At 67.5% G+C, this 12,656-nt stretch carries 9 protein-coding genes; all 9 read right to left on the bottom strand.

Annotation, left to right across the window (positions count from 1 at the left end; all coding sequences use genetic code 11):
- Position 1: 1 nt before the first annotated feature.
- Positions 2 to 691 (bottom strand): carbonic anhydrase, encoded by a 690-nt coding sequence (locus J2X20_RS26255; RefSeq protein WP_310271997.1) that lies wholly within the window; start codon positions 689 to 691, stop codon positions 2 to 4.
- Between the two features lie 4 nt (positions 692 to 695).
- Entirely contained in the window at positions 696 to 1,445 is a 750-nt protein-coding gene (locus tag J2X20_RS26250; RefSeq protein ID WP_310271995.1) for a peptidylprolyl isomerase, read from the bottom strand.
- A 3-nt stretch (positions 1,446 to 1,448) separates the two neighbouring features.
- Positions 1,449 to 2,150: a respiratory nitrate reductase subunit gamma gene (gene narI / locus J2X20_RS26245; RefSeq protein ID WP_310271993.1), complete on the bottom strand. Its 702-nt coding sequence runs from the start codon at positions 2,148 to 2,150 to the stop codon at positions 1,449 to 1,451.
- A complete protein-coding gene (gene narJ, locus J2X20_RS26240) occupies positions 2,147 to 2,839 on the bottom strand; it encodes a nitrate reductase molybdenum cofactor assembly chaperone (protein WP_310271990.1) in 693 nt (230 codons plus the stop codon). Before narJ ends, narI begins: the two co-directional genes overlap by 4 nt.
- 11 nt (positions 2,840 to 2,850) lie before the next feature.
- Positions 2,851 to 4,374 carry a nitrate reductase subunit beta gene (narH, locus tag J2X20_RS26235; protein ID WP_310271986.1) on the bottom strand — a complete coding sequence of 508 codons (1,524 nt, stop codon included), beginning with the start codon at positions 4,372 to 4,374 and terminating at the stop codon, positions 2,851 to 2,853.
- 17 nt (positions 4,375 to 4,391) lie between these two features.
- A complete protein-coding gene (locus J2X20_RS26230) occupies positions 4,392 to 8,183 on the bottom strand; it encodes a nitrate reductase subunit alpha (RefSeq protein WP_310271983.1) in 3,792 nt (1,263 codons plus the stop codon).
- An 11-nt stretch (positions 8,184 to 8,194) separates the two neighbouring features.
- Positions 8,195 to 9,526, bottom strand: a complete 1,332-nt coding sequence (locus J2X20_RS26225; protein WP_310271980.1) for an MFS transporter — start codon at positions 9,524 to 9,526, stop codon at positions 8,195 to 8,197.
- 120 nt (positions 9,527 to 9,646) lie between these two features.
- The gene (locus J2X20_RS26220) at positions 9,647 to 11,287 is read right to left on the bottom strand and encodes an MFS transporter (RefSeq protein ID WP_310271978.1); all 1,641 of its coding nucleotides are present in this window, start codon (positions 11,285 to 11,287) and stop codon (positions 9,647 to 9,649) included.
- 19 nt (positions 11,288 to 11,306) lie between these two features.
- Positions 11,307 to 12,572, bottom strand: a complete 1,266-nt coding sequence (locus tag J2X20_RS26215) for an MFS transporter (protein ID WP_310271975.1) — start codon at positions 12,570 to 12,572, stop codon at positions 11,307 to 11,309.
- Positions 12,573 to 12,656: the final 84 nt, after the last annotated feature.

The following is a 12,656-nucleotide window of genomic DNA, read 5'->3' as shown; positions in this document are numbered from 1 at the left end:
ATCACGCCAGCGGCACGCCGCTGGCGTCCAGGCCGTCTTCCTCGGCACTCAGCACGTAGGGTCCGGTGCCGGCGTTGTCGGCCCGCGAGGCCGGCACGAAGGCGCCGACGCCGACGTCAAAGACGTGCACCTCGCCGTCCTCGATGACGTAGTGCCAGCCGTGCAGCGTCAGCGTCCGGGCCTCGACCCGCTCGCGCACCATGGGGTAGTCCATCAACCGCTCCAGCTGCAGCACGATGGCGCGCTGCTCGGTGCGGCGCATCACCTCGGGACCAGGCTCGGCCACGGGCAGTGCGGCCTCGCGGCCCAGGTCCAGCCAGCGCGCCAGGTTCTGTGCTGCGGCCGGCACTTCGCCGTAGAGCGCACGGATCGCGCCGCAATGGCTGTGGCCACAGACGATGATGCGACGCACCTGCAGGTTCAGCACGGCGAACTCGATGGCCGCCGCCGTACCGTGGAAGCCCTGGCTCTGGTCGTAGGGCGGCACGAAGGCGCCGACGTTGCGCACCAGGAAGAGCTCGCCCGGCCCGGCGCCGGTGAGCAGGTAGGGCACCAGGCGCGAATCCGAGCAGCCGATGAAGAGGGTCAGCGGATGCTGGCCTTCATCGACGAGATGACGGAAAAGCGAGCGCTGCTGAGGGAAGGCGTCCGTCTGGAAACGCCGCAGGCGTTCGAGCAGCTCGTCGGGCATGGCGCTACTGCACCAGCGGCGACTGGGGCTGCTGCAGGTCGACGCCCCGAAGACGGGCCTCGAAGGCCAGCGCCTGCAGATACTGCCGCAGCGCGCTGATCTCGTGCAACTGGCGCATCCGCAGCGCCACCGCCTCCCGGATCTGCTCGAAGGCAGGAAGCCTGCCCGGCTCGCGTGCGTCGATGGCGACGATATGCAGGCCGAAGCGGCTGTGCAGCAGTTGCGGCAATACGCCGATCTCGGTGCGCCCGAAGAGTTCCCGGGCAAATTCCGGCGCGCAGTCGGCGGCCGTCAGCCACCCCAACTGGCCGCCCTCCGCGCCGCTGGGGCAGTTGGACAGCGTCCTCGCGGCCTCGTCGAATGCGGTCCTGTCGCTGGCCCGCACCTGGATCAGCTGCCCCTCGGCGCGCTCGCGCAGCCGGCTCACGTCGACGCCGGGCGTCACGGCGAAGAGGATGTGCCGCACCTTGAGCCTTTCACCTTCGGCGAACTGGCGGGCATGGGCGTCGTAGTGGCGGCGGCAGGCCGCCTCGTCCAGTTCGGGGCCGGCGAGTTCGCGCGCGAGCAGCGCCTCGATGGCCTGGCCGGCCGCCTCGCTGATGGCGCCCTCGCGGGGTGTCGGATCGTCGGCGCCCAGCAGGCCCAGCGCCTGCGCCCGCTGGCGCAGCAGTTCGGTGCATGCACGCTGGCGCAGCGTCTCGTCGTCGAGCAGTTCGTCGGCAGCGGCGATCTCGATGTCGTTCACATGGGCCATGGCTCAGCCTCGCTTGGGAAGATTCAGGCGGCGCGAACGCACGACCTGGTAGGGGCGCAGCACGTAGAAGACAGACGCCAGGCCGCTCCAGACATGCACGAGGCGGCTGAAGGGGAAGAGCAGGAAGATGGTCATGCCCAGCACCATGTGCACCTTGTAGGGCCAGGCCAGGGCCACCAGGCCGCTGGCGTCCGGATTGAAGGTGACGATGCGCTGCGCCCAGTCGGACAGCACCAGCATGACCGAGCCATCGCTGTGGGACAGCGAGAAGGGCAGCGTGACGAGGCCCAGGCTGAGCTGCGTCCAGAGGATCCACAGGATGGCCAGGTCGGTGCGGTGGCTGGTGAGGCGGATGCGCGGGTCGGTCATGCGGCGCCAGATCAGCATGCTCAGGCCGATGAAGCAGGCCGTGCCGGCAATGCCGCCGGCGACGATGGCCAGCATCTGCTTGTTGGCCGGGCTGATGAAGTGCTCGTAGACGGCGTGCGGCGTCAGCATGCCGACGCTGTGCCCGACGAAGAGGAACAGGATGCCGGCATGGAAGAGGTTGCTGGCCCATTTGATGCTGCCGCTGCGCAGCAGCTGCGAGCTGTCGCTCTTCCAGGTGTACTGGTCGCGGTCGAAGCGGGCCAGGCTGCCCATCAGGAAGACGGCCAGGCAGATATAGGGGTAGACGACGAACAGGAAGTTGTGTGCGGCGTTCATGCCTGGGCTCCCGGTTGGGGTGCGCGGGTCTTGCGCACGATGTGGATGGGCTGCGGCTGCTCGGGCCGCGACTGGCCGGCCGACGAGCAGCCGCCGAAGGCTTCGGGTTCGGCCCAGTCCTCGTCGAGCTCGGGCTCGGGCGGGATCTCCACACGCTCGGCACGCTCACCCGCCAGTTCGAGCGTCGCGGCCAGCACGCTGGCATAGGGGCTCTGGCGGCGCCGCAGCGCGCTGAAGATGACCCGCGTGATGTGGGCGATCTCGGCAAGGAAATCGCGTGCCTCGCGCGCCGGCTGGGTGCTGGTGAACTCCAGCACGACGGCCAGGTGGTCGGGCAGCTCGCCGGGCGCGAGATAGAGGCCGGCGCGCTCATAGGTCTGCTGCAGGTCGACCATGGCCGGGCCACGGTCGCGCGAGTCGCCATGGATGTGCTCGAACAGGTGCAGGGCCGTGCCACGGCCGCGGTCGAAGAGGTCGACGAACTCGGCCTCCACGGCCAAGGGGTCGTCGCGATGAAGGTGCTGCAGCAGCGCGCACAGCTCGTCGATGCGGGCGGCCGGCAGCGCGGCCTCGCGCTTCAGCGCCTGTTGAAGCTCGGGCGCGGCAGCGCGCAGGGCCGCGTCCGGGTAGCGCAGCAGCGCGGCGAGCACGCGCAGGCTGTAGGGGGCGGGAGTAGGCGTTTTGAACATGGCGGCCGTCCTCAGATCGTTGCCTTGATGGGGATGGTCCGCTTCTTCTCCGAACCGAAAAGGCTGGTCTCGGTGACGCCCTCGGAGCAGCCGTTGCCGAAGCTGAAGCCGCAGCCGCCGCGCACGTTGAAGGCGTTCTCGGCGTACTCGCGATGGGTCGTCGGGATGACGAAGCGGTCCTCGTAGTTGGCGATGGCCATCACGCGGTACATCTCTTCCACGTCGGGAGCGAGCAGGCCGACCTGGTCGAGCACGGCACGGTTCTCGACGCCGTCCACGTGCTTGCCGCGCTGGTAGGCGCGCATGGCCAGCATGCGTTCCAGCGCCCTCTCCACCGGCCAGGTGTCGCCGGCCGTCAGCAGGTTGGCGAGGTATTGCACCGGGATGCGCAACTGCTTGACGTCGGGCAGCTCGCCCACGGTGCCGAGCTGGCCCGCATTGGCAGCCGCGCTGATGGGCGACAGCGGCGGCACATACCAGACCATGGGCAGGGTACGGTACTCGGGGTGCAGCGGCAGGGCCACCTTCCAGTCCACGGCCATCTTGTAGACGGGGCTGTTCTTGGCCGCCTCCAGCCAGTTGTCGGGGATGCCGTCCTTGCGCGCCTGCGCGATGACCGCGGGGTCGTTCGGGTCGAGGAAGATGCCGAGCTGCGCCTGGTAGAGATCCTTGTCGTTGGGCGTCGCCGCGACCTCGGCGATGCGGTCGGCGTCATAGAGCAGCACGCCCAGGTAGCGGATGCGGCCGACGCAGGTCTCGGAGCACACCGTGGGCTGGCCAGCCTCGATGCGCGGGTAGCAGAAGATGCACTTCTCGGCCTTGCCGCTCTTCCAGTTGTAGTAGATCTTCTTGTAGGGGCAGCCCGAGACGCACATGCGCCAGCCGCGGCACTTGTCCTGGTCGATGAGGACGATGCCGTCTTCCTCTCGCTTGTAGATGGAGCCCGACGGGCAGCTTGCGACGCAGGCCGGGTTCAGGCAGTGCTCGCACAGCCGCGGCAGGTACATCATGAAGGTGTTCTCGAAGCGGCCGTAGATGTCCTTCTGCACGTCCTCGAAGTTCTTGTCCTTGGAGCGCTTGCTGAACTCGCCGCCGAGGATCTCCTCCCAGTTCGGGCCCCATTCGATCTTCTCCATGCGCTGGCCGGTGATGAGACTGCGCGGGCGCGCGGTCGGCGCGTGCTTCATCTCGGGGGCCGATTGCAGATGGTCGTAGTCGAAGGTGAAGGGCTCGTAGTAGTCGTCGATCTCCGGCAGGTTGGGGTTGGCGAAGATCTTCATCAGGAGCTTCCACTTGCCGCCCTGGCGCGGCTCGATGCTGCCGTCGGCCTTGCGGACCCAGCCGCCGTTCCAGCGGTCCTGGTTTTCCCATTCCTTGGGGTAGCCGATGCCGGGCTTGGTCTCGACGTTGTTGAACCAGGCGTACTCGACGCCGGGGCGGCTGGTCCAGACGTTCTTGCAGGTCACCGAGCAGGTGTGGCAACCGATGCACTTGTCCAGGTTCAGCACCATGCCGATCTGTGCGCGAATCTTCATTTGCGTCGTCCTCTTGCTCAGGGGTTTTCGCCTTGCGACTGGTAGGCCGCGGCGAGGTGGTCATCGCGCGGCGTATCGAGCCAGTCCACGCGCTTCATCTTGCGGATCACGACGAACTCGTCGCGGTTCGTGCCGATGGTTCCGTAGTAGTTGAAGCCGTAGCTGTACTGGGCATAGCCGCCGATCATGTGGGTGGGCTTGGTGACGATGCGCGTCACCGAGTTGTGGATGCCGCCGCGCACCCCGGTGATCTCGCTGCCGGGGGTGTTGATGATCTTTTCCTGCGCGTGGTACATAAGCGTCATGCCGGGGTTCACGCGCTGGCTGACGACGGCGCGGGCAGCGATGGCGCCGTTGATGTTGAAGAGCTCCACCCAGTCGTTGTCCTCGATGCCGGCGCGTTTCGCGTCGTCCTCGCTGAGCCAGATGACCGGGCCGCCGCGGTTGAGCGTCAGCATCAGCAGGTTGTCGCTGTAGGTGCTGTGGATGCCCCACTTCTGGTGCGGCGTGATGAAGTTCAGCACGATCTCCGGGTTGCCGTTGGGCTTGATGCCCTGGATCTCGCCGGTCGTCTTCAGGTCCACAGGCGGGCGGTAGCTGCTGAAGCCCTCGCCGAAGGCGCGCATCCAGCGGTGGTCCTGATAGAACTGCTGGCGGCCCGTCAGCGTGCGCCATGGGATCAGCTCGTGCACGTTGGTGTAGCCGGCGTTGTAGGAGACCTTCTCGCTCTCCAGGCCGCTCCAGGTCGGCGAGCTGATGATCTTGCGCGGCTGGGCCTGCACGTCGCGGTAGCGGATCTTCTCGTCTTCGCGGTGCAGGGCCAGGTGCACGTGCTCGCGGCCCGTGGCGCGGCCTTGAGCCTCCCAGGCCTTGACGGCGACGTGGCCGTTGGTCTCGGGTGCCAGCTGCAGGATGACTTCGCAGGCGTCGATGTCGCTGACGATGCGCGCACGCCCCGCGGCGTCCACGCCGTTGAGCTCGGCGAGCTGCTCCACCTCGGTCCTGGTGTCCCAGCCTATGCCCTTGCCGCCGTTGCCGAGCTTCTCCATCAGCGGCCCGAGCGAAGTGAAGCGCTCATAGGTGGCCGGGTAGTCACGCTCGACGACGGCGATGCTGGGTGCCGTCTTGCCGGGAATGAGATCGCACTCGCCCTTCTTCCAGTCCTGCACGTCGAAGGGCTGGGCCAGCTCGGCCGGCGTGTCGTGCATCAGCGGCGACATCACGACCTCCTTCTCCACGCCCAGGTGTCCCTTGCAGACCTCGCTGAAGGCCTTGGCGAAGCCCTTGTAGATCTCCCAGTCGCTCCTGGCCTGCCAGACCGGGTCCACCGCCGCGGACAGCGGGTGGATGAAGGGGTGCATGTCGCTGGTGTTGAGGTCGTTCTTCTCGTACCAGCTGGCCGTCGGCAGCACGATGTCCGAATACAGGCAGGTCGTGCTCATGCGGAAGTCCAGAGTCACCAGCAGGTCCAGCTTGCCCTGCGGTGCCTGCGCGTGCCAGCGCACCTCGCGCGGCTTGGCGTCGTCGGCGCCGAGATCCTTGCCCTGCACGCCGTTCTCGGTGCCCAGCAGGTGCTTGCAGAAATACTCGTGGCCCTTGCCGCTGGAGCCCAGCAGGTTGGAGCGCCAGACGAACATGTTGCGCGGCCAGTTCTGCGGCGCGTCGGGGTCCTCGCAGCTCATCTGCAGCGAGCCGTCGCGCAGGCCCTGCACGACATAGTCCTTGGGCGCCAGGCCCGCGGCAGCGGCGTCCTTGACGACCTGCAGGGGGTTGGTCTTGAGCTGGGGGGCGCTGGGCAGCCAGCCCATGCGCTCGGCGCGCACGTTGCAGTCGATCAGGCTGCCGTCGAATTCGGCGCGCTCGGCCTCGGTGGCCAGCGGCGACAGCACCTCGTCGACATTGAGCTTCTCGTAGCGCCACTGGTCGCTGTGGGCGTAGAAGAAGCTGGTGCTGTTCATCTGGCGCGGCGGGCGCACCCAGTCGGTCGCGAAGGCTAGCGGCACCCAGCCCGTCTGCGGACGCAGCTTCTCCTGCCCCACGTAATGCGCCCAGCCGCCACCGCTCTGGCCGATGCAACCGCACATCATCAGCAGATTGATGACACCGCGGTAGTTCATGTCGCAGTGGTACCAGTGGTTCATCGCGGCGCCGATGATGATCATCGACTTGCCCTGGGTCTTGTGCGCGTTCTCGGCGAACTCCCGCGCGACGCGGATGACCTGGGCGCGCGGCACGCCGGTGATGGCCTCCTGCCAGCCGGGTGTGTAAGGCGCGTTGTCGTCGTAGTCGACCGCCCCGCTGCCAAAGCCGCGATTGATGCCGTATTGGGCCGCCTGCAGGTCGAAGACCGTCGCGACCAGGGCCTCGCCGTCGCTGGTCTTGAGCCGGGTCGCCGGCACGCGGGCACGATGGCTCACGCCGTCCTGCTGGGGGTTGGGCGTGAAGTGTTCGCTCGCGCTGCCGGCAAAGTAGGGAAAGGCGACGTCGACGATCTCGTGCGCCTGCTCGCCGTCCTCGACGAGGGAGAGCTTCAGGCGCACGTCGCCGCCGCCTTCGGCCTCCTTGGCTTCGAGGTTCCATTTGCCAGTGTCGTCGCGGCCCTCCGCGCCCCAGCGGAAGCCGATGGAGCCATGGGGAAGCACCAGCCGGCAGGCGGCGTCGAAGGCCAGCGTCTTCCATTCCGGGTTGTTGGCCTGGCCCATCTGGCCCGCCAGGTCGCTGGCGCGCAGGTAGCGCCCGGGCACGCGGGACTTGCGGCCGTCGGGCAAGGTCTGCTCTTCCAGCATGACCAGCAGCGGCAGGTCGGTGTAGCGGCGCGCGTAATCGTCGAAATAGGGACTGCGCTGCTTGAAATAGAACTCGTTCAGCGCGACATGGCCCATGGCCATCGCGAGCGCCGCGTCCGTGCCCTGCTTGGGATGCAGCCACAGGTCGGCCAGCTTGGCGACCTCGGAGTAGTCGGGCGTCACCGCCACGGTCTTCGCACCCTTGTAGCGCACCTCGGTGAAGAAATGCGCGTCGGGCGTGCGCGTCTGCGGCACGTTGCTGCCCCAGGCGATGATGTAGTTGGAGTTGTACCAGTCGGCCGATTCGGGCACGTCGGTCTGCTCACCCCAGATCTGCGGGCTGGCCGGCGGCAGGTCGCAGTACCAGTCGTAGAAACTCATGCAGACGCCGCCGATCAGGCTCAGGTAGCGGCTGCCGGCGGCATAGCTGACCATGGACATCGCCGGGATGGGCGAGAAGCCGATGATGCGGTCCGGGCCGTGCTGCTTGATCGTGTAGACGTTGGCCGCGGCGACGAGCTGGTTGACTTCATCCCAGGTGGAGCGCACGAAGCCGCCCATACCGCGCAGCTGCTGGTAGTCGCGTCGCGCCGCCTCGTCGGCCTGGATCAGCGCCCAGGCGTCGACCGGGCTCCTGGCGACGGCCAGGGCCTCCCGCCAGCGCTTGAGCAGGCGCCCCCGCACCATGGGGTACTTCACGCGGTTGGCGCTGTAGAGGTACCAGCTGTAGCTCGCGCCCCGCGCGCAGCCGCGCGGCTCGTGGTTGGGCAGGTCGGCGCGCGTGCGCGGGTAGTCGGTCTGCTGGGTCTCCCAGGTGACGATGCCGCCCTTGACGTAGATCTTCCAGGAGCAGGAGCCGGTGCAGTTCACGCCATGCGTGCTGCGCACGATCTTGTCGTGCGCCCAGCGGTTGCGGTAGGCGTCTTCCCATGTGCGGTCCTCGCCGGTGCTCACGCCGTGACCGCCGGCAAAGGCCTCGCGCGGAAGCTGGAAAGCGGTCAGTCGATCCAGGAAATGGGACATGGGTTTCTCCGTTAGCAGAACAGGGGGGCGTTGCGCCGGCCGTAGAACCACCAGCAGATGGCCATGCAGCTCAGATAGAACGCCAGGAAGCAATACAGCGCGGCCTGGGGGCCGCCGGCGAGCGAGATCGCGCTGCCGAAGCTCTTGGGGATGAAGAAGCCGCCGTAGGCGCCGACGGCCGAACACAGCCCGAGCGCAGCGGCGCCCTGGGCCTGCGCCTCGTGCATCGAGCCGCGGGCACGCCGGGCCTCGCGCAGGAAGCCCAGGGGCACCATGCGGAAGGTGCTGCCGTTGGCAACGCCGGCCGCAATGAATATCAACAGCAAGCCGGCGGCGAAGATCAGCTCACCCCCTTGCTTGCCCAGACTCGCGAGCAGCCCAGCCACACCGAGAGCCAGTCCACCAAAGCAGACGAGACTGACACGCGCACCGCCGAGCCGGTCGGCCACCCAGCCCCCCAGGGGACGAGCCAGCGCGCCGAGCAGCGGGCCCAGCCACACGAGTTGCTGCGCACCGTCGAAGCCGGGGAACTGGCTGCGCAACAGCAGCGGACAGGCGGCCGAGAAGCCGATGAAGCTGCCGAAGCTCCCCAGATAGAGCCAGCTCATCAGCCAGCTATGGCGGCGCGTGAAGAGCTGGGCCTGCTCGGTCATGCTCACGCCACCGGATGGGAAATCGTCCATGCCGAGCCACGCCGCCAGGCTGCTCGCCGCGATCAGCGGCAGCCACACCAGGCCGGCGTTCTGCAGCCACACTCGGCCATCGCCCTGGGCTGTCAGGCCGAAGAGATCCAGGCCGATGACGACCGGCACGGCCCACTGGACCAGACCCACGCCCAGGTGCGCCAGGCCGGCCCCCACGCCCAGCGCGAGACCCTGCTCCCCCGCAGGGAAGCAGGCACTGATGTGGGCCATGCCGCTGGCGAAGTTGGCGCCGCCCAGGCCGCACAGCAGCGCCAGCGCGACCATCCATTCATAGGGCGTGGTCGGGTCCTGCACGGCCCACGCAACGCCGGCGGCCGGCAGCAGCAGGCTGGCGGTGGACAGTGCGGTCCAGCGCCTGCCGCCGACCCAGGGCACGGCAAAGCCGTAGAAGATGCGCAGCGTCGCGCCGCAAAGAGCCGGCAGCGCGCTCAGCCAGAACAGTTGATTGGTGCTGTAGCGAAAGCCGGCGGCAGGCAGGTGCACCACCAGCACGGACCAGAGCATCCACACCGCGAACGACAGCGCCAGCGCGGGAACCGCGAAAACGAGGTTGCGCAGCGCGACGGCCCGGCCGCGGGTGGCCCAGAAATCCGGATCTTCCGGATTCCAGGATTGCGGCACGGACAGGGACTGCGACATGGAGGCCATGCTCCCGCGCGCGCCCTGCGCTGGCCATCCATCGCCGGACGGGTTCGCCCGGCGCGTTAGGACGAGGCGCGGCAAGGTAGACATCGTTCTTTCGGACGATGGGTGGCTGGATCAGGGATTGCGGATCTCTGCGCCGCGGCGCAGGTAGAACCACCAGTTCAGGACGAGGCACACGGCGTAGAAGGCGGCGAAGCCATAGAAGGCCAGCTGCGGCGTGCCTGCCTTGATCTGCTCGCCGATCAGCACGGGCGCGACGAAGGCGCCATAGGCGGCCACGGCCGACGTCCAGCCCAGTACCGGGCCGGCCTGCTGCCGGTCGAAGATGACGCCGACGGAGCGGAAGGTCGAGCCGTTGCCGACACCGCTGGCAGCGAACAGCAGCACCATCAGGCCCATGAAGGCCGGGAAGAATTGCTCGGGCGTGGCCGAGCCGTAGGCCTGCTGCATGACGTAGCCGACCGCCACCGAGGCGAACACCATGACGGCCGAGATGACCTGCGTGACGATGGAGCCCCCGACCTTGTCCGAGATCCAGCCCCCGATGGGCCTGACCGCTGCCCCGACGAAGGGGCCGATCCAGGCATAAGTCAGCGCGGACGGCGCGTTCGGGTTCTTCAGCGTGTGCGTGATCACGCCGGCTGCGTCCGGCACATGCTGGAAGCCGAAGATGATCGTGATGGCCAGCGGCAGGGCCATGGAGAAGCCGATGAAACTGCCGAAGGTGACGACGTACAGCGCCGTCAGGCTCCAGGTGTGCTTGTTGCGGAAGATCGCGAACTGCTTGGCGACGTTCTCCTTCATCGCACCGAAGGCCGCCAGGCGCATGACGAGCAGCGCAGCAACGATGTCCAGAGGGATCGCCACCCACATGTTCAGCAGCCCCAGTCCGGTGGGCGCCGGCAGGTAGAGGTAGAGCATGCCGATCGACGGCACGAAGGCCAGCGAATAGAGGTAGGCGATCTTCAGGAAGGCCACCAGCGGCGAGCCGGCCTGGGGCGTCACCGTCTTCAGGTTGTTCATGCCGAACCAGCACAACGCCGCCAGCGGCACCAGGGACAGCGTCCACGCGAAGCCGGCGTTCTGTATCCAGGTCTGGGTGCCCGCGGGGATCTTGCCGAAGATCCAGCCGCTGGCCTTCACCAGCGTCATGGGTTCGCCGGTCAGGCCGAAGAAGCTCAAGGTCATCACCAGCGGAATGACGACCTGCATCGTCGTCACGCCGAAGTTGCCCAGGCCCGCGTTCAGGCCCAGCGCCGTGCCCTGCAGCCGCTTCGGGAAGAAGGTGCTGATGTTGGACATCGACGACGCGAAGTTGCCGCCGCCCACGCCCGACCACAGCGCCATCAGCTGGAAGGCCCACAGCGGCCAGTCCTTGTGCTGCAGTGCGATGCCGGTGCCGATGGCCGGCGCGAGCAGCATGGCGGTGGTCAGGAAGATGGTGTTGCGCCCACCGGCCATGCGGATCAGGAAGGAGGCCGGGATGCGCATCGTGGCACCCGAGATGCCGGCGATGGCCGTCAGCGTGAACAGCTCTGCCTGGCTGAACGGGAAGCCCAGGTTGAGCATCTGCACGGCGATGATGCCCCACATGCCCCAGACGGCGAAGCCGCACAGCAGGGCCGGGATGGAGATCCACAGGTTGCGATAGGCGATGCGCTTGCCGGTGCGTTCCCAGAAGGCGTCGTCCTCGGGGCGCCAGTCCGCGATGTCGGCGCCGCTCGCCGGGACGCCGGCGCTCGGGTTCTTGCTCATGATGGAATCCTTTCGGCGCTCAGCCGGCGAGGTGGAATTCGGGCGCGTTGCGGCCCATGACTTCGGTCTTGCGCACTTCCGTCCAGTACATCCAGATCAGCGAGACCCAGACGACGCCGTACATCAGCATGAAGGCGCTGGAGCGGATGCCGGTCAGGTCCAGCAGCGCGCCGAACAGGATGGGCAGCACGAAGCCGCCGAGGCCGCCGGCCAGGCCGACGATGCCGCTGATGGCGCCGATGTTGCTGGGGTAGTCGTCGCTGATGTACTTGAAGACCGAGGCCTTGCCGAAGGCCCAGGCCACGCCCAGCACGGCCAGCAGCGTGGTGAAGGCATAGACGTTCAGCCCGATGTGGAAGGTCTTGGCTCCTGCCGTCGTCGCGATGGTGAAGTCGGTCTGCGGGTAGCTCAGCAGGAACAGGCAGATCCAGCTCACCCACATCACCCACCAGGTGACCTTGTGGGCGCCGTATTTGTCCGACAGCAGGCCGCCGATCGCGCGCAACACGCCGCCGGGCAGGCTGAAGCAGGCCGCCAGCAGCGCGGCGACCCGGATGTCCAGGCCGAACTCGCCGACGTAGTACTGCACCATCCACAGTGCCAGCGCCACGTAGCCGCCGAAGACGATGCTGTAGTACTGGCAGTACTTCAGGACCCGCGGGTCCTTCAAGGCCTTCAACTGCTCGCGAAAGCTCACGTTGCTGGTGACGAGGTGAGCTGGGTTGCTGTGGCTGAACAGCCAGAACAGCACGACGGTGCCGGCCATGATGGCTGCGTAGACCTGCGGCACCATGGCCCAGCCAAAGCTCACGAGCAGCGCCGGCGCCACGAACTTGTTGACGGCCGAGCCGGAGTTGCCCGCGCCGTAGACCCCCATGGCCATGCCCTGGCGGCTCTTGGGGAACCAGCGCGCGACATAGGGCGTGCCGACCGAGAAGGAGCCGCCCGCCAGGCCGACGAAGAGTCCGATGACGAGGAAGTGCCAGTACTGCGTCGCGTAGGCCATCAGCCAGATGGCCGGCACGGTGGCGAGCATCAGCAGGGCCATGACGATGCGACCGCCGTAGCGGTCGGTCCAGATGCCCAGCGGCACGCGCACCAGCGAACCCGTCAGCACCGGCATCGCCGTCAGCAGGCCGAACTCGGTGGCATTGAGCCCGAGCTGCTTCTTGATCGGAATGCCGATGACGCCGAACATCATCCAGACCATGAAGCACACGGTGAAGGCCAGGGTGCTCACGATCAGGACCGACCAGGCCTTGCGGTCCACAGGGGCTGCTCTCATGCGGTTTGCTCCTCAGTCACGATGCAGAGGACTTTCCCGCGCGCGCGCCGCGCCGCATATTCACCGCTAGACCAGCCGGGCACC

The organism is Roseateles saccharophilus (assembly GCF_031458095.1).
Taxonomy (GTDB): domain Bacteria; phylum Pseudomonadota; class Gammaproteobacteria; order Burkholderiales; family Burkholderiaceae_C; genus Pelomonas; species Pelomonas saccharophila_A.
This window is presented reverse-complemented; position numbering and strand designations above follow the sequence as displayed.